Source organism: Bacteroides sp. 51 (genome assembly GCF_010500965.1).
Lineage (GTDB): Bacteria > Bacteroidota > Bacteroidia > Bacteroidales > Bacteroidaceae > Bacteroides.
The window spans coordinates 79,377-101,253 of record NZ_QVMI01000010.1; the positions used below are offsets into that span (position 1 = coordinate 79,377).

Genomic DNA, 21,877 nt, shown 5'->3' on the forward strand with positions numbered 1-21,877 from the left:
GAGTAAACTATGAGTCGTTCATTAAAAAAAGGTCCATACATTAACGTAAAGCTTGAAAATAAGATTCTTACCATGAATGAATCAGGTAAGAAGACTGTGGTTAAGACCTGGGCCAGAGCTTCAATGATTTCGCCTGACTTTGTAGGGCATACTGTTGCAGTTCACAATGGAAATAAATTTATTCCTGTTTATGTTACCGAAAATATGGTAGGTCACAAGTTGGGCGAATTTGCTCCAACTCGTACTTTCAGAGGACATGCCGGTAACAAGAAAAGATAAAGGAATTCATCTGAAATAATAAAGTAATTAATATAATGGGAGCAAGAAAAAAAATATCGGCTGAAAAAAGAAAAGAAGCCCTTAAGACCATGTATTTTGCGAAATTGCAAAATGTTCCTACTTCCCCACGCAAGATGCGTCTCGTGGCTGACATGATTCGTGGAATGGAAGTGAACAGAGCACTTGGTGTTTTGAAGTTTTCTTCCAAAGAAGCTGCTGCAAGAGTGGAAAAGTTATTGCGCTCTGCAATTGCTAACTGGGAGCAGAAAAACGAACGCAAAGCAGAAAGTGGAGAATTGTTTGTGACACAGGTTTATGTTGATGGTGGATCTACACTCAAAAGAATGAGACCAGCTCCACAAGGAAGAGGATACAGAATTCGCAAACGTTCAAACCACGTAACGTTGTTCGTTGGTTCAAAAAATAATAATGAAGAACAGATTTAAGCATGGGACAGAAAGTAAATCCAATAAGTAACCGTTTAGGAATCATCAGAGGTTGGGATTCTAATTGGTATGGTGGTAACGATTACGGTGATGCACTGTTAGAAGATAGCAAAATCCGTAAATATCTGAATGCACGCCTTGCGAAAGCTAGTGTATCCAGAATTATCATCGAACGTACCCTGAAGCTTGTCACTATTACTGTTTGTACTGCTCGTCCGGGAATCATTATCGGTAAAGGTGGTCAGGAAGTTGACAAGTTGAAAGAAGAGTTGAAGAAGATTACCGATAAAGATATTCAAATCAACATTTTTGAAGTGAAAAGACCGGAACTTGATGCTGTGATCGTTGCAAACAACATCGCTCGTCAGGTAGAAGGTAAAATTGCCTATCGCCGTGCCATAAAAATGGCTATCGCAAACACTATGCGTATGGGTGCTGAAGGTATCAAAATTCAGATTTCAGGACGTTTGAATGGAGCTGAAATGGCTCGTTCTGAAATGTATAAAGAAGGAAGAACTCCGTTACACACTTTTAGAGCAGATATCGACTATTGTCATGCAGAAGCATTGACTAAAGTTGGTCTTCTTGGAATTAAAGTTTGGATTTGTAGAGGTGAAGTGTTTGGCAAGAGAGAATTAGCTCCAAACTTTACACAAAGCAAAGAAAGTGGCCGTGGCAATAATAATAACAATGGCGGCGGAAAGAACTTCAAAAGAAAGAAAAATAATCGCTAAACGAATTTGAATCTTAGGAATCATGTTACAACCGAAAAAGACAAAATTCAGAAGACAACAAAAAGGGCGCATGAAGGGCAATGCTCAAAGGGGCAACCAACTTGCTTTTGGTTCTTTTGGTATTAAAGCTTTGCAAAATAAGTGGATTACCGGTCGTCAGATTGAAGCAGCACGTATTGCTGTAACAAGATATATGCAACGTCAAGGACAAATTTGGATCCGCATTTTCCCTGATAAACCAATTACCAAGAAACCAGCCGAAGTACGTATGGGTAAAGGTAAAGGTTCACCAGAAGGATTTGTTGCACCAATTACGCCGGGAAGAATTATTATTGAAGTAGAAGGAGTATCATTCGAAATCGCAAAAGAAGCCTTGCGCTTAGCAGCTCAAAAGCTTCCTGTAACTACAAAGTTTGTAGTTAGACGTGATTACGATCAGAACCAAAATGCGTAACGTCTTATGAAAAGTGCAGAAATTAAAGAAATGACTACCAATGATTTGGTAGAAAGAGTAGAAGCTGAAGTGGTTAACTATAACCAATTGATTTTAAATCATTCTATCTCTCCTCTGGATAATCCTGCTAAGATTAAACAATTACGCAGAGATATCGCACGTATGAAAACAGAATTACGTGAGAGAGAACTAAACAATAAATGATTGGCTTGATGGAAGCAAGAAATTTAAGAAAAGAAAGAACAGGGGTTGTCCTGAGCAACAAAATGGAAAAAACCATCACAGTTGCATCTAAGTTCAAGGAAAAACACCCTATGTATGGTAAGTTCGTTAGTAAAACGAAAAAATACCACGCTCACGATGAAAAGAATGAATGCAATATAGGTGATACTGTACGCATTATGGAAACTCGTCCATTGAGCAAGACTAAAAGATGGAGATTAGTAGAAATAATTGAAAGAGCTAAGTAATTATGATACAAGTAGAATCCAGACTTACAGTATGTGACAACAGTGGAGCGAAAGAGGCTTTGTGTATCCGTGTTTTAGGTGGTACAGGTCGTCGTTACGCTTCTGTTGGGGATGTGATCGTTGTTTCTGTGAAGAGCGTAATCCCTGCTAGTGATGTTAAAAAAGGTGCAGTATCAAAGGCTTTGATCGTACGTACTAAGAAAGAAATTCGTCGTGCTGACGGTTCTTATATACGTTTTGATGATAACGCTTGCGTTCTATTGAATGGCGCTGGTGAAATTAGAGGTAGTCGTATTTTCGGTCCTGTAGCAAGAGAACTTCGTGCAACAAACATGAAAGTTGTATCACTTGCGCCTGAAGTACTTTAATTTTGTAAAAGATTTAAGTAATGAGTAAATTACATATTAAAAAAGGCGATACAGTTTACGTAAATGCTGGTGAAGACAAAGGTAAAACTGGTCGTGTATTGAAGGTTCTCGTAAAAGAAGGACGCGCAATTGTAGAAGGTGTTAACATGGTGTCTAAGAGCACTAAGCCTAATGCAAAGAACCCACAAGGTGGTATTGTTAAGCAAGAAGCTTCTATCCACTTGTCAAACTTGAACCCGCTTGATCCTAAGACAGGTAAAGCAACTCGTATTGGGAGAAAAAAGAGTTCAGAAGGAACTTTAGTGCGTTATTCTAAAAAATCGGGAGAGGAGATTAAATAATGACTAATACTGCTAGCCTAAAGAAAGAATATGCAGAACGCATTGTTCCTGCATTAAAATCACAGTTCGAATATTCTTCATCTATGCAGGTGCCTGTACTTAAAAAGATTGTTATCAATCAAGGTTTAGGTATGGCTACTGCCGATAAGAAAATCATAGAAGTGGCTATTAACGAAATTACTGCTATTACAGGTCAGAAAGCTGTAGCAACAGTGTCTCGTAAGGACATTTCAAACTTTAAATTGCGTAAGAAAATGCCTATCGGAGTAATGGTAACATTGCGTCGCGAAAGAATGTACGAATTCCTTGAAAAGTTGGTTCGTGTAGCTCTTCCTCGTATCCGTGACTTCAAAGGTATTGAAAGCAAATTCGATGGAAAAGGTAACTATACGTTAGGAATTCAGGAACAAATCATTTTCCCTGAAATAAATATCGATAGTATAACAAGAATCTTAGGTATGAATATTACCTTTGTAACCTCTGCGCAAACTGATGAGGAAGGTTATGCTTTATTGAAGGAATTTGGTTTGCCATTTAAAAACGCTAAAAAAGACTGATATATATGGCAAAAGAATCAATGAAAGCTCGCGAAGTAAAGAGAGCGAAGTTAGTAGCCAAATATGCTGATAAAAGAGCGCAACTGAAAAAAGAAGGAAATTATGAAGCACTACAGGCTTTGCCTAAAAATGCTTCTCCTGTGCGTTTGCACAACCGCTGTAAATTGACTGGTCGTCCTAAAGGATATATCCGTCAATTTGGTATTTCCAGAATTCAGTTCCGCGAAATGGCATCTAATGGCCTTATCCCAGGTGTTAAGAAAGCAAGCTGGTAATTTTTTTAAATATTGTCAGGGTAGTCCTGATTAATTTAATTTTTTATATATGACTGATCCAATAGCAGATTATTTAACGAGGTTGAGAAACGCTATCGGTGCTAAGCACAGAGTAGTAGAAATCCCTGCCTCAAATTTGAAGAAAGAGATCACTAAGATCCTTTTTGAAAAAGGCTACATTCTTAACTATAAGTTTGTAGAAGATGGTCCTCAAGGTACTATCAAAGTTGCTTTGAAGTATGATACTGTTAACAAGGTTAACGCTATCAAGAAACTTCAAAGAGTATCTTCTCCGGGTTTACGTAAGTATACCGGTTATAAAGATATGCCGCGTGTAATTAATGGTTTAGGTATTGCAATAATATCTACTTCCAAAGGTGTAATGACAGACAAAGAAGCTGCTGAACTGAAAATCGGTGGTGAAGTATTGTGCTATGTTTATTAATAGGAGGATAAGTAATGTCAAGAATTGGAAAACTACCCATTAGTGTACCAGCAGGTGTTACTGTGACCTTGAAAGACGATGTCATTACAGTAAAAGGACCCAAAGGAGAATTAAGTCAGTATATTAACCCGCTGATAAATGTTACTGTTGAAGATGGCCAGGTTACATTGAGCCGTAACAGCGACGAAAAGCAAGAACGTGCATTTCACGGTTTATATCGTTCATTGGTAAACAACATGGTTGTTGGTGTGTCAGAAGGATATAAAAAAGAATTGGAATTAGTAGGTGTGGGATACCGTGCATCAAACAATGGTAATATCATTGAATTGTCATTAGGTTATACCCATCCTATCTTTATACAGTTGCCACCGGAAGTTAAGGTTGAAACGAAATCAGAAAGAAATAAGAATCCTCTTATTCTTTTGGAATCTTGTGACAAGCAATTGCTAGGTCAAGTTTGCTCTAAAATACGTTCTTTCCGCAAGCCTGAACCATATAAAGGTAAAGGTGTTAAGTTTGTTGGCGAAATTATTCGCAGAAAGTCTGGTAAATCAGCAGGCGCTAAGTAAATAATGATGTAAATAAGTATTATTATGACAACAAAAGTAGAAAGACGAATTAAAATCAAATATAGAGTACGTAACAAGATTTCAGGTACTACTGAGCGTCCTCGTATGAGTGTGTTTAGAAGCAACAAGCAAATCTATGTACAAATTATCGATGATCTTACAGGTAAGACGTTAGCTGCAGCTTCATCATTAGGCATGGAAGGTAAATTGCCTAAAAAAGAACAAGCTGCTAAAGTTGGTGAAATGATTGCCAAGAAAGCTCAGGAAGCAGGCGTAACAGCTGTTGTTTTCGACCGTAACGGTTATTTGTATCATGGGAGAGTTAAAGAAGTAGCTGATGCAGCTCGTAACGCTGGACTTAAATTTTAATCATTATGGCAATTAATAATAGAGTAAAGATAACTAACGATATAGAACTGAAAGATAGATTAGTTGCTATTAATCGTGTTACCAAAGTTACTAAAGGGGGTAGAACATTCAGTTTTTCTGCCATCGTTGTAGTTGGTAACGAAGATGGAATTATCGGCTGGGGTCTTGGTAAAGCAGGTGAAGTAACTGCTGCTATTGCTAAAGGCGTTGAGTCTGCAAAGAAGAATCTGGTTAAAGTTCCTGTATTGAAGGGTACAGTTCCTCATGAACAAAGTGCAAGATTTGGTGGTGCTGAAGTATTCATCAAACCAGCTTCTCACGGTACTGGAGTAGTAGCAGGTGGTGCTATGCGTGCTGTATTGGAAAGTGCTGGTATTACTGATGTTTTGGCTAAATCAAAAGGCTCTTCTAACCCACACAACCTTGTTAAAGCTACAATTGTAGCACTTAGTGAGATGCGTGATGCTAGAATGGTTGCTCAGAACAGAGGAATTAGTATGGAAAAAGTATTTAGAGGATAAGGAGGAAGTATATATGTCAACTATAAAGATCAAACAAACAAAAAGTAGAATTGGTGCTCCTGCAGATCAAAAGAGAACGCTTGATGCACTGGGACTTCGTAAATTGAATCGTGTTGTTGAACATGAGGAAACTCCTGCAATTCTTGGAATGGTAAACAAGGTAAAGCACTTGGTTACTATCGTTAAGTAATTATTCATCGAATATTAAAAGAATTACAATATGAACTTAAGTAATTTGAAACCTGCGAGTGGATCTACTAAAACTAGGAAAAGAATTGGTCGTGGTACCGGTTCAGGTTTGGGTGGTACATCTACAAGAGGTCATAAAGGAGCTAAATCCAGATCCGGTTACTCTAAGAAAATCGGTTTTGAAGGAGGTCAGATGCCTTTACAACGCCGTGTTCCTAAATTTGGTTTTAAGAACATCAATAGAGTAGAGTATAAAGCGATTAACCTGGATACTATCCAAAAACTTGCTGAAGCAAAGAAGCTGGATAAAGTTGGTGTTAACGAATTTATCGAGGCTGGATTTGTTTCTTCAAAACAGTTAGTGAAAGTATTAGGTAACGGAACCTTGACTGCTAAAGTAGAAGTAGAAGCTCACGCATTCTCAAAAACCGCTGTTGCTGCAATTGAAGCAGTTGGTGGTAATGCAGTAAAACTCTAATTCAATGAGAAAAGCTATTGAAACATTAAAGAATATATGGAAGATTGAGGATCTGAGACAAAGGATCCTCATCACCATATTGTTTGTTGCAATTTACCGTTTCGGTTCGTATGTGGTACTGCCAGGTATTAATCCGAATATGTTGTCGCAATTGCATCAACAAACAAGTGAAGGTCTTTTGGCCTTATTAAACATGTTCTCCGGAGGTGCATTTTCCAATGCGTCAATTTTTGCATTGGGTATTATGCCTTATATCTCTGCATCAATCGTTATTCAGCTATTAGCGATTGCAGTTCCTTATTTTCAAAAACTGCAACGTGAAGGTGAAAGTGGCAGAAGAAAGATTAATCAGTATACTCGTTATCTGACTATTGCTATTCTTATTGTTCAAGCACCTTCTTATCTGATTAACTTGAAGATGCAAGCCGGACCGGCTTTAAATGCTTCATTAGATTGGACTCTTTTTATGGTGACTTCTACCATAATTCTGGCAGCTGGCAGTATGTTTATTCTGTGGCTTGGTGAAAGAATCACTGATAAAGGTATTGGTAATGGTATTTCCTTCATCATTTTGGTAGGTATCATTGCTCGTTTGCCTCAGTCTCTTTTTCAAGAACTTATCTCTCGTATGACTGATAAAACTGGTGGATTGATCATGTTCCTGGTTGAGATTGTGTTCCTATTACTGGTTATTGCTGCTGCAATTCTTCTGGTACAAGGAACAAGAAAGATACCTGTGCAATATGCGAAGAAAATTGTTGGAAACAAACAGTATGGTGGTGCTAGACAATATATTCCTTTGAAAGTGAATGCTGCGGGGGTTATGCCTATCATCTTTGCTCAAGCAATCATGTTTATTCCAATTACATTTATCGGCTTCTCAAGTGCAGAAAATGCTAACGGTTTTGTTCGTGCGTTTACAGATCATACAAGCTTCTGGTACAACTTTGTTTTTGCAGTAATGATTATTTTGTTTACATACTTCTATACTGCGATTACAATTAATCCAACTCAGATGGCTGAAGATATGAAGAGAAATAATGGATTTATCCCTGGCATTAAACCTGGTAAGAAGACAGCAGAGTATATTGATGATATTATGTCTCGTATCACTCTTCCCGGATCTTTCTTCCTCGCATTAGTTGCTATTATGCCTGCTTTTGCTGGTCTGTTTGGGGTACAAGCTGAATTTGCTCAATTCTTCGGTGGTACATCTCTGTTAATCCTTGTAGGTGTTGTTCTTGATACACTGCAACAGATTGAAAGTCATTTGTTGATGAGACATTATGATGGTTTGTTGAAATCAGGTCGTATTAAGGGACGCTCAGGTAGTGTATCTGCATATTAATTCTTGAAGAAGAAATGATATTTCTTAAAACAGAAGATGAGATAGAATTACTTCGCCAAAGTAATTTGTTGGTTGGAAAAACATTAGCCGAAATGGCTAAGTTGATCAAACCGGGAGTTACTACTGGCGAACTGGATAAAGTTGCTGAGGAGTTCATTAGAGATAATGGTGCTGTTCCGACTTTTAAGGGTTTCCCTAATCAGTACGGTGACCCTTTTCCTTGTTCTCTGTGTACTTCTGTAAATGACCAGGTAGTTCATGGCATACCAAGCCAAAGTATAGTTCTGAAAGATGGTGATATTGTATCCATTGATTGTGGAACATACATGAATGGATTTTGTGGTGATTCGGCTTATACATTCTGTGTAGGTGAAGTAGAAGAAGATGTTTTGAATCTACTGAAAGTCACAAAAGAAGCATTATACTTGGGTATTCAGAATGCAGTTCAAGGGAAAAGACTTGGTGATATAGGATATGCTATCCAACAACATTGTGAATCTAACTCTTATGGTGTTGTGCGTGAATTTGTCGGTCATGGTATCGGTAAGGAAATGCACGAAGATCCGCAAGTTCCGAATTACGGAAAGAGAGGTACAGGAACATTGTTGAAAAAAGGTTTATGTATCGCTATTGAACCGATGATTACCTTGGGCGATCGTCAAATTACAATGGAAAGAGACGGTTGGACAGTAAGAACAAGAGACCGAAAGTTTGCTGCTCATTTTGAGCATACTGTAGCAGTTAGTGCGGGTAAGGCAGACATTCTATCATCATTTGAATTCATTGAAGCAGTTTTAGGAGATAAATCAATATAATATGGCAAAGCAATCTGCAATAGAGCAAGACGGAGTTATCGTTGAAGCATTGTCCAATGCAATGTTTCGTGTAGAATTAGAAAACGGGCATGAGATTACTGCTCATATCTCTGGTAAAATGAGAATGCATTACATTAAAATTTTGCCAGGTGATAAAGTAAGAGTTGAAATGTCACCTTACGATTTATCGAAGGGAAGAATTGTATTTAGATATAAATAAAAATAAGATATGAAAGTAAGAGCATCATTGAAGAAACGTACGGCTGACTGTAAGATCGTTAGACGTAATGGCCGCTTGTATGTTATTAACAAGAAAAATCCTAAGTATAAACAACGTCAAGGATAATTTGTTATTTTTGCAAAAAAATTAAAATAAATATATGGCTATAAGAATAGTTGGTGTAGATTTACCTCAAAATAAAAGAGGTGAGATAGCGTTAACATACATATATGGTATTGGACGCAGTAGCTCAGCTAAAATATTAGATAAGGCTGGGATCGACAAGGATATTAAAGTAAAAGACTGGACTGATGACCAGGCTGCCAAGATTCGTGAGGTGATTGGTGAAAGCTTTAAAGTAGAGGGTGATCTTCGCTCAGAAGTGCAGTTAAACATTAAGCGATTAATGGATATTGGTTGTTACCGCGGTGTACGTCATCGTATTGGTCTGCCTGTAAGAGGCCAGAGCACTAAGAACAATGCACGTACTCGTAAGGGAAGAAAGAAAACAGTTGCAAATAAGAAAAAAGCTACTAAATAATAATTGTTGATATGGCAAAAAAAACAGTCGCAGCTAAGAAGAGAAATGTTAAGGTAGATGCTAATGGACAATTGCATGTTCATTCATCTTTCAACAATATTATTGTTTCTCTGGCGAACAGTGAAGGGCAGATTATTTCATGGTCATCTGCTGGTAAAATGGGATTCAGAGGTTCTAAAAAGAATACTCCTTATGCAGCTCAGATGGCTGCCCAGGATTGTGCTAAAATTGCATACGATCTTGGCCTAAGAAAGGTAAAAGCTTATGTTAAAGGTCCTGGTAATGGACGTGAGTCTGCTATTAGAACTATACATGGCGCTGGCATTGAAGTTACTGAAATCGTTGACGTAACTCCACTTCCACACAATGGTTGTCGTCCTCCAAAAAGACGTAGAGTTTAAAATTTACCTTTAATAAATGAACATTGATTTTGTTTGGATTACATTAAATTCTTCTCTGTGATCGCGGCTGCACAAACCCAAGTTCATTGAATAACAATTAAAATTAAAAAGAAATGGCTAGATATACTGGACCAAAATCAAGAATCGCTCGTAAGTTCGGTGAAGGTATTTTTGGAGCTGATAAAGTTCTCTCTAAGAAAAACTATCCTCCTGGGCAACACGGTAATTCAAGAAAAAGAAAAACCTCAGAATATGGTATTCAGCTTCGTGAAAAACAGAAAGCTAAATACACTTATGGCGTTTTAGAAAAACAATTCCGCAACTTGTTTGACAAGGCAGCGACTAAGAAAGGTATTACAGGCGAGATCCTGATTCAAATGCTTGAAGGTCGTTTGGATAATGTAGTATTCCGTTTGGGTATTGCTCCAACTCGTGCTGCTGCTCGTCAGTTGGTTAGCCACAGACACATCACTGTTGATGGCGCTGTTGTTAATATCCCTTCTTATGCCGTTAAGCCTGGACAATTGATTGGAGTTCGTGAGAAATCTAAATCATTGGAAGTTATCGCTAACTCACTTGCAGGTTTCAACCACAGCAAATATGCTTGGTTAGAATGGGATGAAACCTCTAAGGTTGGAAAGATGTTGCATGTTCCTGAAAGAGCAGACATTCCTGAAAACATTAAAGAACATTTGATCGTAGAATTGTATTCTAAATAATAATTAATTTCATGGCGATATTAGCATTTCAAAAACCTGATAAAGTATTAATGTTGGAAGCGGATTCCAAATTCGGTAAATTCGAATTTCGTCCGTTGGAGCCCGGTTTTGGTATTACTGTAGGTAATGCCTTGCGCCGTATTCTTCTTTCTTCATTAGAGGGTTTTGCTATCACCACTATCCGTATAGAGGGTGTTGAGCACGAATTCTCTAGCGTTCCTGGAGTAAGAGAAGATGTTACCAACATTATCTTGAATCTTAAGCAAGTAAGATTCAAGCAAGTAGTTGAAGAATTTGAGAGTGAGAAAGTAAGTATTACAATCGAGAATTCTAGTGAATTTAAAGCAGGTGACATAGGTAAGTATTTGACTGGATTTGAAGTGTTAAATCCTGAATTAGTTATTTGTCATTTAGATTCAAAAGCAACTATGCAGATTGACATTACAATTAACAAAGGTCGTGGATATGTTCCTGCTGACGAGAATCGTGAGTACTGTACCGATGTTAATGTAATTCCAATTGATTCCATTTATACTCCGATACGTAATGTTAAGTACCTGGTAGAAAACTTCCGTGTAGAACAGAAGACTGACTACGAAAAACTGGTACTTGAGATTTCTACGGATGGTTCCATACACCCGAAGGAAGCATTGAAAGAAGCTGCTAAGATCCTGATTTACCACTTCATGTTATTCTCTGATGAAAAGATCACTCTTGAAACATCAGATATTGATGGTAATGAAGAGTTTGATGAAGAAGTTCTTCACATGCGTCAGTTACTGAAGACTAAGTTGGTAGACATGGACTTGTCTGTTCGTGCGCTTAATTGTTTGAAAGCTGCTGATGTAGAAACTCTTGGAGACTTGGTACAGTTCAACAAGACTGATTTGCTGAAATTCAGAAACTTCGGAAAGAAATCGTTAACCGAGCTGGATGATTTGCTGGATAATCTGAATCTGTCGTTTGGAACCGATATAAGTAAATATAAATTAGATAAAGAATAAAAATGAGACATAATAAAAAGTTCAATCATTTAGGTCGTACTGCTTCTCATAGAAGTGCAATGTTGTCGAACATGGCATGTTCTTTGATTAAGCACAAAAGAATCACTACGACTGTTGCAAAGGCTAAAGCGTTGAAGAAATTTGTAGAGCCTTTGATTACAAAATCAAAAGACGATACTACGAACTCTCGTCGTGTTGTATTTAGCAACTTGCAAGATAAGTTTGCAGTGACTGAGTTGTTCAAAGAGATTTCAGTGAAAATCGGCGATCGTCCAGGTGGTTATACACGTATTATCAAAACTGGTAATCGTTTAGGTGACAACGCTGAAATGTGCTTCATTGAACTTGTAGACTACAATGAGAACATGGCGAAAGAGCAAACTGCTAAGAAGAAAGCTCCACGTACCCGTCGTTCTAAGAAAGGTGCAGATGCTGCCGCACCTGCTGCTACTGCAGAAGCAGTTGTTGAAGCTCCTGCTGCAGAAGAACCAAAAGCTGAATCAGCAGAATAACACCAATATTCTTATAGAAACGAAAGGCTACTCTAAATGCAGAGTAGCCTTTTTTTGTTATCAAGTTTGAATATTGATTAAAAGATGAGTGGTTATTAAACTATATCGGAATTTTATCTGTTATATTTGCACGGACTTATGGCACGCATTATTAAATCCATATTGTTTTTGTTGTTGGTTGTTGTACTTCATGTCTCTGCTAATGACGGTATGGTAAAGGAAAACCTTTACGAAGGTGGTTCTATTCCCTGTTCCTCACAGCAGTATTCCTGGGATAATATCAAGTTACCTTATTTGCCGGATGGTGAATTGGGAAGTATTGGTTTTTGTACGCAACAGCCAATTTCTTCGCGTACTAATCGTACTAATTTTGATGGTTCAGCTTTTTCTTTGCGGGATATGGCACAGATTATGTCAGAGCGTGAAGGCATGCTATTCTGTCATTGGGAGAAATTATATAGTAAATCTTTATTGTTCTCTATAACTCATCCTGTGAGCGAATATTATGTATTCGCTTTAAAACATATTATAATTTAGGATTTGGTTCATATTTAGCTTTTGGATTTCATGCTTTCATAGTGTGAAGCAACTTTCTATTATTTATCAATCAAATAAAATTATAATTATGGCACCACAATCTATTGATGCAACTATTTTTGCGTCTGAACACCCGAATATCGTAAAACGTACCAGTCTTTCAGGACTTATATTATCTTCTTTGCTAATCCTTATCGGTTTAGTGGCTTTGATATCATCTAACCGGTTGGAAGAACAAGCCAGTCCGTTGACTATTGTTCTTTTGCTTTCCGGAACTATCCTTGTTATACTTGGAGTGCTTCGTTTAGTTTGGAAGGGTAAGGAGATCGTTTATACTCCGACAGGAAGTGTAACAAGAGAGAAAAGCTTCTTTTTTGATTTGAAATATCTGGATGATTTAAAGAATGGCGTAACAACAGGTCAATTTCCTTTGTCTACTGATATCAAGAGTGAGTCTAATGGCAATATCCGTATGGATGTTATTGTGTCGGAAGATAAGCAATTTGCTGCGGTGCAATTGTTTCAGTTTGTACCTTACGCATTTAATCCGGTGACATCGGTTTGTTATTATACTAACGGTGAAGCTACTGCACTTTCATCATTCTTAATTAAGAGTGGTTGTAAGCTATATAAACAGTAATAGCAGATAGGTATAGATTTTAGTTTTGATTTGCTTAATTGGGGGTTAGTTGTCTATGACGGCTATCCCCATTTTTTTCATCAGGAAGCAAGCGTTCATGTTTTGTGCCACGCCTTCCCGCAACTGGTATGAGAAGGTGAGTTCATTGTTTGTGATATCTGCTTCAAAACGGAAATTACGAATGTTGTCAGGATAGCTTTCGGCAAGTGTACCCAGTAATAAGTCATGAGTGGCGATTATGCCGGTTGCATTTAGCGCCATGAACTGTTCTATCAGTGCAATAGAGCCTTTCTGTTTGTCTTTGGAGTTTGTTCCTTTTAATATTTCATCCAGAATGATGAATAATTCTTCTCCCGCGTTTAATTTATCAATGATGAGTTTGAGGCGTTTTAGCTCGGCAAAGAAGTAGGATTCGTTGTCTGTTAAAGAGTCGGTTGTTCTCAGGCTGGTGATTAATTGTGCAGGGTATATGGACATCTCTTTTGCGAATACAGGTGTTCCCATGCAGGCTAACAGATAATTTATCCCTATGGTGCGCAGGTAGGTGCTTTTTCCCGCCATGTTAGCTCCTGTAATGATGATAAAATCCGGGCGTTTTTCCATATCTATATCATTGCGAACACATTTTTCCCGGTTCATTAATGGGTGTCCAAGAGATTTTGCCTGTAGTTTAAATGTTTTTTCGGCTATATTCGGATATATATAACCGGGATGGTTGTAGGCAAAAGTGCTCAGGGAGCATATGGCATCCATTTGTGCTATTGCTTTCAGCCACCTGGGGAGTTCGTCGGCACTTTCTTCCTTCCATAATTCTATTTTCATCATTTGCCTGAGTTCCCAGAAGAACAAGCCGTTCAGGACAACTGCGATCAGTATATTATTACGCTGGTCTAGTGCGTTCATCAGTTTCGTTAGTTTCTGAACGGATTGTGATGCTGTTTTTCTATTTACACCGACCAGGGATTTTATTTCCTTCAGATAGGAAGCCTGCATGTCTTTGTCTTCGATGAGTTGGATTAGCTTGGCATATGTTCCAAGAATCTGGAGTTTCTTTCCATACATGGATTGCATTTTAGTGATTCCTTTAGAAAAACCAAAGCTGAAGATTGCACAACACACAAATATAACTCCCCAGAGGCTAAAGGGGATGACGTCTGTTATTGCTAAAATGATGCTTACTATATTTACCAGAAGAATAATAGTCGGGAGTGCCCGTAAAACAGTTTTACTTCTATAATAACTTGGGCTTTTAGCCCACTCGTTAATCTCTTGTTCATCGGCCTTTTCTCCTTTATATAACAATCCTAAAACCCGGAAGCGCTGGCGAAACTTAAGTTCCGGGGCTAATTCGTTAACAGCCTCTTGTTTAAGTTCAATTTCCTTTTTGTCCTTAAGATGATTGTTAAACCATTCGGCTAGTTGATTCTTTCCCAGATCAGTTGATGTCCGGTTGATATACTGAAACAAAGAGTGTTCCCCAAACACATCCAGGTCGTACGTATAAAGGTGCGATGAATCAATGAATTCGCTTCCTCCATCGAAAGCCGACGTATCATACTCAATTGCTTTTAGTTCCTGTTCATTTATCTCTTGCTTTTTTTCCAGATAATCTTTCTTATAAAATAAATGGTTGTGGTGTTTTATAAGAATCAGGAAAGGAATAAATGTAATGGCGGCAACTGCTGCAATAACATACCAGGGGTTTGACCAGAAATAGATAATGCCTGCTATCCCTGCAACGAATAGTATAAGGCGTATACTTCCGATGTGATATATCTGTTTTTGAACCTTATTTAGTTTTCCCTGTGTTTCGGAAATGACTTTTGCGTAAGTCCCGGATATCTTTTTAATGTCTTCCATTGCTCTAAATTTTATCTGTACAAAAGTAGTCACTGTTAGCGATAATTCCTTGTTAAGAGGGAGTGAAATGTCTAAATCTGTCTTTTTGATAATAAAATAGGTGAAATCCTTGTGGAAAACAGCTATTATTTCTATATTGCATACCGTGTCTCTCTGTCTTGTTGACAGTTTGAAAACTGATTAACCGAATTATTATGAAGATAACGCTCTGCAATACCTTGCCGGAATATCCTTCGTTTGTTGAGGGAATTCGCCGGGCGCCCGACCGGGGCTATTCGCTCACTCCTGAGCAAACTGCAACAGCTTTAAAGAATGCTTTGCGCTATATCCCTACCGAACTACATGCTACGCTTGCTTCAGAGTTTATGAATGAGTTGCGTACCCGCGGGCGTATTTATGGCTACCGTTTTCGTCCCCCCGGTGATTTAAAGGCCAGGCCAATTGACGAATACCGTGGCCATTGCATTGAGGGTAAAGCCTTTCAAGTAATGATAGACAATAATCTTAGTTTTGATATTGCACTATATCCTTATGAACTGGTGACTTATGGTGAAACCGGGCAGGTGTGTCAAAACTGGATGCAGTATCTCTTGATAAAACAATATCTCGAGGTAATGACCAACGAGCAGACTTTGGTCATTGAGTCCGGTCATCCTTTGGGACTTTTCCACTCCAAGCCCGATGCTCCGCGGGTGATTATTACCAATTCTATGATGATAGGCCAGTTCGATAATCAGCGCGACTGGCATATTGCCGCCCAGATGGGGGTGGCGAATTATGGGCAAATGACTGCCGGCGGCTGGATGTATATCGGTCCGCAGGGTATTGTTCACGGAACGTTTAATACGTTGTTGAATGCCGGGCGGTTGAAACTCGGAATTCCACAGGATAAAGATTTGCGTGGACATTTGTTTGTATCCTCCGGTTTAGGCGGTATGAGTGGCGCTCAGCCTAAAGCCGCTGAGATTGCCGGTGCTGTTGCCATTATTGCCGAGGTGGATTATTCCCGCATTCAGACCCGGTACGATCAGGGATGGGTGGGGCATGTTACTGCGGATGCTATGGAAGCTTTTGCCAGGGCTTTTGATGCAATGCAGAAAAAAAAGCCTTGTTCTATTGCCTATCATGGGAATATTGTTGATTTACTGGAGTATGCTGTGAAAGAGCATATCCATATTGAACTGCTTTCCGATCAAACCTCTTGTCATGCTGTTTATGAAGGTGGATATTGCCCTGCTGGGCTGACTTTCGAGGAACGAACCCGGATGTTGCACGAAGAGCCTGATGCGTTCCGCCGGTTGGTCGATCTCTCTCTTCGCCGTCATTTTGCAGTAATTAAGACACTTGTGAGCCGTGCTACTTATTTCTTCGACTACGGTAACTCCTTTATGAAGGCCATCTACGATGCCGGAGTCACTGAAATCTCCCGCAATGGAGTAGATGAAAAAGACGGCTTTATCTGGCCGAGTTACGTAGAAGATATTATGGGACCTGAATTGTTCGATTATGGTTATGGTCCTTTCCGCTGGGTTTGCCTTAGCGGTAAACATGAAGATTTAATCAAGACCGACCGGGCTGCTATGGAATGTATTGATCCCACGCGTCGTGGGCAAGACTTGGATAATTATAATTGGATTCGCGATGCGGAGAAAAACAATCTGGTAGTCGGCACCCAGGCGCGCATTCTTTACCAGGATGCCGTAGGCCGTATGACGATTGCCCTTCGCTTTAATGAAATGGTGCGCCGGGGCGAAGTTGGCCCTATTATGCTGGGGCGCGATCATCATGATGTAAGCGGAACCGATTCTCCTTTCCGGGAGACTGCTAATATAAAAGACGGAAGCAATGTAATGGCCGATATGGCCGTGCAGTGTTTTGCCGGCAACTGCGCACGTGGCATGAGCCTCGTAGCTCTGCATAATGGTGGTGGAGTGGGCATCGGCAAGGCTATCAATGGTGGCTTTGGCATGGTGTGCGATGGTAGCGAACGTGTCGACGAAATCCTTCGCTCCGCTATGCTTTGGGATGTAATGGGCGGCGTTGCCCGTCGTTCGTGGGCGCGCAATCCGCATGCTATGGAAACCAGCGGAGCTTTCAATGAATCGCACACAGACGATGGTTACCATATCACTATGCCCTACCTTGTCGATGAAAATATTATTGAAACATATATCAATCGTAAATAGTACATCTGTAAATCGTAAATAAAACTATGAGTTGGAATAAAATTGTAGAGTGTGTCCCTAACTTCAGTGAAGGACGTGATCTGGAAAAGATAGACCGGATTGTGTCTTCTTTCCGTGCGAAACCCGGTGTGAAATTGCTGGATTATAGCAATGATGAAGACCACAATCGCCTGGTTGTGACCGTTGTAGGTGAGCCCGAGGCTTTACGAGATGCAGTAATTCAGGCCATTGGTGTGGCTGTTCAGCTTATAGACCTTAACCACCATAAGGGACAACATCCGCGCATGGGCGCTGTTGATGTTGTTCCTTTCATTCCGATTAAGAATGTGACGATGGAGGAAGCCATCGGACTTTCCAAAGAAGTAGCCCGTAGCGTTGCAGAGGCGTATCAACTTCCCGTTTTCCTATATGAAAAATCGGCAACAGCTGCTCATCGTGAAAACCTGGCTACGGTCCGTAAAGGAGAATTCGAAGGAATGGCCGAAAAGATTAAGCTGCCCGAATGGAAACCCGATTTCGGTCCGGCGAAGCGTCATCCAACTGCCGGTGCTGTAGCCATCGGCGCTCGCATGCCATTGGTTGCTTACAATATAAACCTGAGTACCGACAATCTGGATATTGCTACCCGGATCGCCAAAAATATTCGCCACGTAAATGGCGGTCTGCGATTTGTCAAAGCGATGGGAGTGGAGCTGAAGGAACGTAATATTACCCAGGTATCCATCAACATGACCGATTATTCAAAAACAGCACTTTATCGTGCCTTTGAATTGACCTGTATCGAAGCCCGCCGTTATGGTGTTTCGATTGTAGGCAGTGAAATCATCGGTTTGGTGCCGATGGAAGCGCTGATTGATACCGCTTCGTACTATCTGGGATTAGAGAATTTCTCGATACAACAGGTTCTTGAGGCTCGTATCATGGAGTGATCGTTTAATTATCATAGTATGTTGTTGTCGACGAGATGTACAGGTGGTTACCGACCAGATGTACAGGTGGTCACTGACTAGATGTACAGGTGGTCGACCACAGCATTACTTTAAACACTAAGAAGCCCTTATCTTATGAAAGAGAACTTAGTAATATTCAACGCCAAAGTAGCTACCCCGTTAGGTTTTTCATCCCGTCGGGGAGAGGAGATGGCCGCTTTGCACGTCATCGATCATGCTACGGTAGAGATTACCGAAGGCATGATCACTTATGTTGGTCCTCCTCGCCGGGGCGAGCGCCCCGGTTTCCATTGGGGATACTACTTCTACGATGCTCAGGGACGTTGTTTGCTTCCCGGTTTTGTCGATTCCCATACGCATTTCGTATTTGGCGGCGAACGTTCCGAAGAGTTCTCCTGGCGATTGAAAGGCGAGAGCTATATGTCCATTATGGAACGCGGCGGCGGCATTGCCAGTACCATGCGGGCTACCCGCGAATATTCTTTCGACCAACTCCGGGTAAAAGCTCAGGGATTCCTCAAGAAAATGACCGAAATGGGCGTGACCACCGTCGAAGGCAAGAGTGGCTACGGTCTGGATCGCGACACGGAACTCCTCCAACTGAAGGTCATGCGTAGCCTGAATAACGATGAACGGAAAACTGTCGATATTGTTTCCACCTTTCTGGGTGCCCACGCTCTGCCGCCCGAGTTTGCCGGCAGAAGCGATGATTATATTGACTTTCTGATTCGTGAAATGCTTCCCCTTATCCGCCGGGAAGATCTGGCCGAATGCTGTGATGTATTTTGTGAGAAAGGAGTTTTCTCTGTTGAGCAATCGCGCCGGCTGTTGACGGCTGCTAAAGAACAAGGCTATTTATTAAAACTCCATGCCGACGAAATCGTATCTCTGGGCGGAGCAGAGTTAGCGGCCGAATTGGGCGCACTTTCTGCCGACCATCTTTTGCAGGCATCCGATGCGGGTATCCGTATTATGGCCGAAGCCGGTGTTGTAGCTACGCTGCTTCCGCTTACGGCTTTTGCCCTGAAAGAACCCTATGCCCGTGCCCGCGAAATGATCAACGCCGGTTGTGCGGTTGCCCTGGCCACCGATCTGAACCCCGGTAGTTGTTTCTCCGGTTCCATCCCGTTGACATTTGCTTTGGCTTGCATCTACATGAAACTCTCTGTAGAAGAAGCCATTACAGCTTTGACCCTGAATGGAGCCGCCGCACTGAATCGTGCCGATTCCATCGGAAGCATCGAAGTGGGCAAAAAAGGAGATCTCGTATTGCTTAACTCCCCCACATACCACGTGTTGCCCTACTACGTAGGAATGAACTGCGTGGATGTGACCATAAAAGAAGGGAGCCTCACCCCGGCCCTCTCCAAAGGAGAGGGGGCAAGGAGACAGTGCGGTGAGTAATAATATATATAACAATTGATAATATGGATAATATGCAAAAAAAAGTAACTTCTTCCTCCCTCTCCTTTGGAGAGGGTCGGGGTGAGGCTTTAGTATCTCTTTCTGTAAGAGAATTCTTAAATAAAGTAGCAGGCAGTGATCCTGTTCCCGGTGGCGGTAGTGTGGCAGCCCTTAACGGAGCCATTGCTTCGGCATTGGCAGCTATGGTGGCCAATCTCACGGTGGGTAAAAAAGGCTATGAAGCCCATCAGGAATTAATGGGGCATATCGCTGAGATTGCCCGGGAGCAGATAGAGCAATTCATTATCGATGTGGATAAAGACTCGGATGCCTACAATCAGGTTTTTGCCTGCTTTAAGATGCCTAAAAACACCGATGAGGAAAAAGCTGCCCGTAGCGCGGCTATCCAGGAAGCAACCAAATATGCCGCTATGGTCCCTATGCAAGTGGCACGTAATGCCTATGGACTGATGGATATTATTTCCGATGTGGCCCACCTGGGCAATCAGAATGCCGTAACCGATGCCTGTGTAGCCATGATGGCTGCCCGCTCGGCGGTATTGGGCGCTTTGATGAATGTACGTATCAACCTGGGGTCCATAAAAGATGCCGAGTTTGTTCAGGCGCTAAAGACAGAAGCCGATGAACTTGAACAGCACGCTTGTGAGAAAGAAAAAACATTGCTTAATGCGGTTAAACAGGAACTGGAATCATGAATAACGTATATTATATAGGATCGGGAGATTTGACGTTCGATATCATTGAACGTATCATTAACGAGAACCTGAAACTCGAACTTGCCCCCGAAGCTAAGGTTCGTATCAAGAAATGCCGCGAATACCTGGATCAGAAAATAGCATCATCCGACGCGCCTCTTTACGGCATCACTACCGGATTTGGTTCGCTTTGCAATCGCAATATCTCTCCCGATGAGTTGAGCACATTGCAGGAAAACCTCGTAAAAAGCCATGCCTGTAGCGTAGGCGAAGAGATCCGTCCGGTGATTATTAAACTTATGATGATGTTGAAAGCCCATGCGCTTTCTCTTGGACATAGCGGGGTGCAGTTAATTACCGTTCAGCGCATTCTCGATTTCTTTAACAACGACGTCATGCCTATCGTCTACGACCGGGGTTCGTTGGGCGCTTCGGGCGATCTGGCACCTTTGGCCAATCTGTTCCTACCTCTTATCGGCGTGGGAGATGTGTACTACAAAGGACAGAAGCGTGAAGCCATCAGTGTACTCGACGAATTTGGCTGGGAACCCGTTAAACTGAAAAGTAAAGAGGGGCTCGCCTTGCTCAATGGTACACAATTTATGAGTGCCAACGGTGTTTTTGCTATTCTGCGGGCTTTCCGTTTATCCAAGAAAGCCGATATGATTGCTGCTCTTTCTCTGGAGGCTTTTGATGGACGGCTGGACCCTTTCATGGATTGTATCCAGCAGATCCGTCCGCACAAGGGACAAATAGAAACCGGCGAGAACTTCCGCCGCCTGTTGGAGGGTAGCGAACTTATTGCCCGTGACAAGGAGCACCTTCAGGACCCGTATTCATTCCGCTGCATCCCTCAGGTGCATGGGGCAACGAAAGATGCTATTCGTTATGTATCCTCAGTTCTTTTGACGGAAATAAATTCCGTAACCGATAATCCGACGATCTTCCCCGATGAAGACTTGATTATTTCCGGTGGTAACTTCCACGGGCAACCGTTGGCAATTTCTTATGATTTCCTGGCCATCGCTTTAGCCGAACTCGGAAACATCTCCGAGCGCCGTGTGGCCCAACTCATTATGGGGCTTCGCGGACTGCCGGAGTTTCTTGTTGCCAATCCGGGGCTTAATTCGGGCTTTATGATACCTCAATATGCCGCCGCATCTATGGTCAGCCAGAATAAAATGTATTGTTATGCTGCTTCGAGCGATTCCATTGTTTCATCCAACGGACAGGAGGATCATGTGAGCATGGGGGCAAATGGGGCTGTTAAGCTATTCCGTATCATGGATAATCTGGAACATATCCTTGCCATTGAACTAATGAATGCTGCTCAGGGCATTGATTTCCGTCGCCCGGCAAAAACATCTCCGATTCTGGAACGCTACCTTCATGCTTATCGTAAAGAGGTGCCGTTTGTAAAGGATGATATCGTGATGTATAAAGAGATACATAAAACCGTGGCTTTCTTGAATAGGATAAAGGTGGAATTTTAATCTACTAACTTCGGGCGGTTCGCGAACCGCCCCTAC

Annotated in this window: 33 protein-coding genes; 32 read left to right on the plus strand and 1 reads right to left on the minus strand. The window is 41.1% G+C overall.

Annotated elements, in window-relative coordinates; translation table 11 throughout:
* Positions 1-9: 9 nt before the first annotated feature.
* The 27 genes from rpsS to D0T87_RS10060 all read left to right on the plus strand — a co-directional run bounded on the left by rpsS (position 10) and on the right by D0T87_RS10060 (position 13,232).
* Entirely contained in the window at positions 10-279 is a 270-nt protein-coding gene (gene rpsS, locus D0T87_RS09930; protein WP_163174970.1) for a 30S ribosomal protein S19, read from the plus strand.
* Between the two features lie 35 nt (positions 280-314).
* On the plus strand, positions 315-725 hold the full coding sequence (gene rplV / locus D0T87_RS09935; RefSeq protein WP_163174971.1) for a 50S ribosomal protein L22: 411 nt from the start codon (positions 315-317) through the stop codon (positions 723-725).
* Between the two features lie 2 nt (positions 726-727).
* A complete protein-coding gene (gene rpsC / locus D0T87_RS09940) occupies positions 728-1,459 on the plus strand; it encodes a 30S ribosomal protein S3 (protein WP_163174972.1) in 732 nt (243 codons plus the stop codon).
* A gap of 22 nt (positions 1,460-1,481) precedes the next feature.
* Positions 1,482-1,913: a 50S ribosomal protein L16 gene (gene rplP, locus D0T87_RS09945; RefSeq protein ID WP_163174973.1), complete on the plus strand. Its 432-nt coding sequence runs from the start codon at positions 1,482-1,484 to the stop codon at positions 1,911-1,913.
* Between the two features lie 6 nt (positions 1,914-1,919).
* Positions 1,920-2,117: a 50S ribosomal protein L29 gene (gene rpmC / locus D0T87_RS09950; RefSeq protein WP_163174974.1), complete on the plus strand. Its 198-nt coding sequence runs from the start codon at positions 1,920-1,922 to the stop codon at positions 2,115-2,117.
* Positions 2,114-2,383 (plus strand): 30S ribosomal protein S17, encoded by a 270-nt coding sequence (gene rpsQ / locus D0T87_RS09955; RefSeq protein WP_203558662.1) that lies wholly within the window; start codon positions 2,114-2,116, stop codon positions 2,381-2,383. The genes rpmC and rpsQ overlap by 4 nt, the downstream gene beginning before the upstream one ends.
* 2 nt (positions 2,384-2,385) lie before the next feature.
* Positions 2,386-2,751: a 50S ribosomal protein L14 gene (gene rplN / locus D0T87_RS09960; RefSeq protein ID WP_163174976.1), complete on the plus strand. Its 366-nt coding sequence runs from the start codon at positions 2,386-2,388 to the stop codon at positions 2,749-2,751.
* Between the two features lie 20 nt (positions 2,752-2,771).
* Positions 2,772-3,092 (plus strand): 50S ribosomal protein L24, encoded by a 321-nt coding sequence (gene rplX / locus D0T87_RS09965; RefSeq protein ID WP_163174977.1) that lies wholly within the window; start codon positions 2,772-2,774, stop codon positions 3,090-3,092.
* Complete coding sequence (gene rplE / locus D0T87_RS09970) at positions 3,092-3,649, plus strand: 50S ribosomal protein L5 (RefSeq protein WP_163174978.1); 558 nt, start codon at positions 3,092-3,094, stop codon at positions 3,647-3,649. The genes rplX and rplE overlap by 1 nt, the downstream gene beginning before the upstream one ends.
* 5 nt (positions 3,650-3,654) lie before the next feature.
* Positions 3,655-3,924, plus strand: coding sequence for a 30S ribosomal protein S14 (gene rpsN, locus D0T87_RS09975; protein WP_163174979.1), 270 nt, complete (start codon positions 3,655-3,657; stop codon positions 3,922-3,924).
* Positions 3,925-3,973: 49 nt separating this feature from the next.
* Positions 3,974-4,369, plus strand: a complete 396-nt coding sequence (gene rpsH, locus D0T87_RS09980; RefSeq protein ID WP_163174980.1) for a 30S ribosomal protein S8 — start codon at positions 3,974-3,976, stop codon at positions 4,367-4,369.
* Positions 4,370-4,383: 14 nt separating this feature from the next.
* A complete protein-coding gene (gene rplF, locus D0T87_RS09985) occupies positions 4,384-4,938 on the plus strand; it encodes a 50S ribosomal protein L6 (RefSeq protein ID WP_163174981.1) in 555 nt (184 codons plus the stop codon).
* Between the two features lie 24 nt (positions 4,939-4,962).
* A complete protein-coding gene (gene rplR, locus D0T87_RS09990) occupies positions 4,963-5,307 on the plus strand; it encodes a 50S ribosomal protein L18 (protein ID WP_163174982.1) in 345 nt (114 codons plus the stop codon).
* A 5-nt stretch (positions 5,308-5,312) separates the two neighbouring features.
* Positions 5,313-5,828, plus strand: a complete 516-nt coding sequence (gene rpsE, locus D0T87_RS09995) for a 30S ribosomal protein S5 (RefSeq protein WP_163174983.1) — start codon at positions 5,313-5,315, stop codon at positions 5,826-5,828.
* A gap of 13 nt (positions 5,829-5,841) precedes the next feature.
* Positions 5,842-6,018: a 50S ribosomal protein L30 gene (gene rpmD / locus D0T87_RS10000; protein WP_163174984.1), complete on the plus strand. Its 177-nt coding sequence runs from the start codon at positions 5,842-5,844 to the stop codon at positions 6,016-6,018.
* A gap of 30 nt (positions 6,019-6,048) precedes the next feature.
* The gene (gene rplO / locus D0T87_RS10005) at positions 6,049-6,495 is read left to right on the plus strand and encodes a 50S ribosomal protein L15 (RefSeq protein ID WP_163174985.1); all 447 of its coding nucleotides are present in this window, start codon (positions 6,049-6,051) and stop codon (positions 6,493-6,495) included.
* A gap of 4 nt (positions 6,496-6,499) precedes the next feature.
* Positions 6,500-7,843, plus strand: a complete 1,344-nt coding sequence (gene secY / locus D0T87_RS10010; RefSeq protein WP_163174986.1) for a preprotein translocase subunit SecY — start codon at positions 6,500-6,502, stop codon at positions 7,841-7,843.
* 14 nt (positions 7,844-7,857) lie between these two features.
* Positions 7,858-8,658 carry a type I methionyl aminopeptidase gene (gene map, locus D0T87_RS10015; protein WP_163174987.1) on the plus strand — a complete coding sequence of 267 codons (801 nt, stop codon included), beginning with the start codon at positions 7,858-7,860 and terminating at the stop codon, positions 8,656-8,658.
* A gap of 1 nt (position 8,659) precedes the next feature.
* Positions 8,660-8,878, plus strand: a complete 219-nt coding sequence (infA, locus tag D0T87_RS10020; RefSeq protein ID WP_002558052.1) for a translation initiation factor IF-1 — start codon at positions 8,660-8,662, stop codon at positions 8,876-8,878.
* 9 nt (positions 8,879-8,887) lie between these two features.
* Positions 8,888-9,004: a type B 50S ribosomal protein L36 gene (gene ykgO, locus D0T87_RS10025; protein ID WP_163174988.1), complete on the plus strand. Its 117-nt coding sequence runs from the start codon at positions 8,888-8,890 to the stop codon at positions 9,002-9,004.
* Positions 9,005-9,038: 34 nt separating this feature from the next.
* Positions 9,039-9,419, plus strand: a complete 381-nt coding sequence (gene rpsM, locus D0T87_RS10030) for a 30S ribosomal protein S13 (protein WP_163174989.1) — start codon at positions 9,039-9,041, stop codon at positions 9,417-9,419.
* An 11-nt stretch (positions 9,420-9,430) separates the two neighbouring features.
* Positions 9,431-9,820: a 30S ribosomal protein S11 gene (rpsK, locus tag D0T87_RS10035; RefSeq protein ID WP_073402471.1), complete on the plus strand. Its 390-nt coding sequence runs from the start codon at positions 9,431-9,433 to the stop codon at positions 9,818-9,820.
* A gap of 113 nt (positions 9,821-9,933) precedes the next feature.
* Positions 9,934-10,539, plus strand: a complete 606-nt coding sequence (rpsD, locus tag D0T87_RS10040; protein ID WP_163174990.1) for a 30S ribosomal protein S4 — start codon at positions 9,934-9,936, stop codon at positions 10,537-10,539.
* 11 nt (positions 10,540-10,550) lie between these two features.
* Positions 10,551-11,543 carry a DNA-directed RNA polymerase subunit alpha gene (locus tag D0T87_RS10045; protein WP_163174991.1) on the plus strand — a complete coding sequence of 331 codons (993 nt, stop codon included), beginning with the start codon at positions 10,551-10,553 and terminating at the stop codon, positions 11,541-11,543.
* Positions 11,544-11,545: 2 nt separating this feature from the next.
* Positions 11,546-12,055, plus strand: a complete 510-nt coding sequence (rplQ, locus tag D0T87_RS10050) for a 50S ribosomal protein L17 (protein ID WP_163174992.1) — start codon at positions 11,546-11,548, stop codon at positions 12,053-12,055.
* 138 nt (positions 12,056-12,193) lie between these two features.
* Positions 12,194-12,592, plus strand: a complete 399-nt coding sequence (locus D0T87_RS10055) for a hypothetical protein (protein ID WP_163174993.1) — start codon at positions 12,194-12,196, stop codon at positions 12,590-12,592.
* 88 nt (positions 12,593-12,680) lie between these two features.
* Positions 12,681-13,232, plus strand: a complete 552-nt coding sequence (locus D0T87_RS10060; protein WP_163174994.1) for a hypothetical protein — start codon at positions 12,681-12,683, stop codon at positions 13,230-13,232.
* A 45-nt stretch (positions 13,233-13,277) separates the two neighbouring features.
* On the opposite strand, the gene D0T87_RS10065 is transcribed toward D0T87_RS10060, so the two are convergent.
* Positions 13,278-15,092: a MutS family DNA mismatch repair protein gene (locus D0T87_RS10065; protein WP_163174995.1), complete on the minus strand. Its 1,815-nt coding sequence runs from the start codon at positions 15,090-15,092 to the stop codon at positions 13,278-13,280.
* A gap of 194 nt (positions 15,093-15,286) precedes the next feature.
* Between D0T87_RS10065 and D0T87_RS10070 the strand changes: the two genes are divergently transcribed.
* The 5 genes from D0T87_RS10070 to hutH all read left to right on the plus strand — a co-directional run bounded on the left by D0T87_RS10070 (position 15,287) and on the right by hutH (position 21,841).
* Positions 15,287-17,278 carry a urocanate hydratase gene (locus D0T87_RS10070; RefSeq protein ID WP_163174996.1) on the plus strand — a complete coding sequence of 664 codons (1,992 nt, stop codon included), beginning with the start codon at positions 15,287-15,289 and terminating at the stop codon, positions 17,276-17,278.
* 26 nt (positions 17,279-17,304) lie between these two features.
* Positions 17,305-18,207, plus strand: coding sequence for a glutamate formimidoyltransferase (gene ftcD / locus D0T87_RS10075; RefSeq protein ID WP_163174997.1), 903 nt, complete (start codon positions 17,305-17,307; stop codon positions 18,205-18,207).
* 135 nt (positions 18,208-18,342) lie between these two features.
* Positions 18,343-19,632 carry an imidazolonepropionase gene (hutI, locus tag D0T87_RS10080; RefSeq protein ID WP_163174998.1) on the plus strand — a complete coding sequence of 430 codons (1,290 nt, stop codon included), beginning with the start codon at positions 18,343-18,345 and terminating at the stop codon, positions 19,630-19,632.
* 32 nt (positions 19,633-19,664) lie between these two features.
* Positions 19,665-20,348: a cyclodeaminase/cyclohydrolase family protein gene (locus D0T87_RS10085; protein ID WP_163174999.1), complete on the plus strand. Its 684-nt coding sequence runs from the start codon at positions 19,665-19,667 to the stop codon at positions 20,346-20,348.
* A complete protein-coding gene (gene hutH, locus D0T87_RS10090; RefSeq protein ID WP_163175000.1) occupies positions 20,345-21,841 on the plus strand; it encodes a histidine ammonia-lyase in 1,497 nt (498 codons plus the stop codon). The genes D0T87_RS10085 and hutH overlap by 4 nt, the downstream gene beginning before the upstream one ends.
* Positions 21,842-21,877 lie beyond the last annotated feature (36 nt).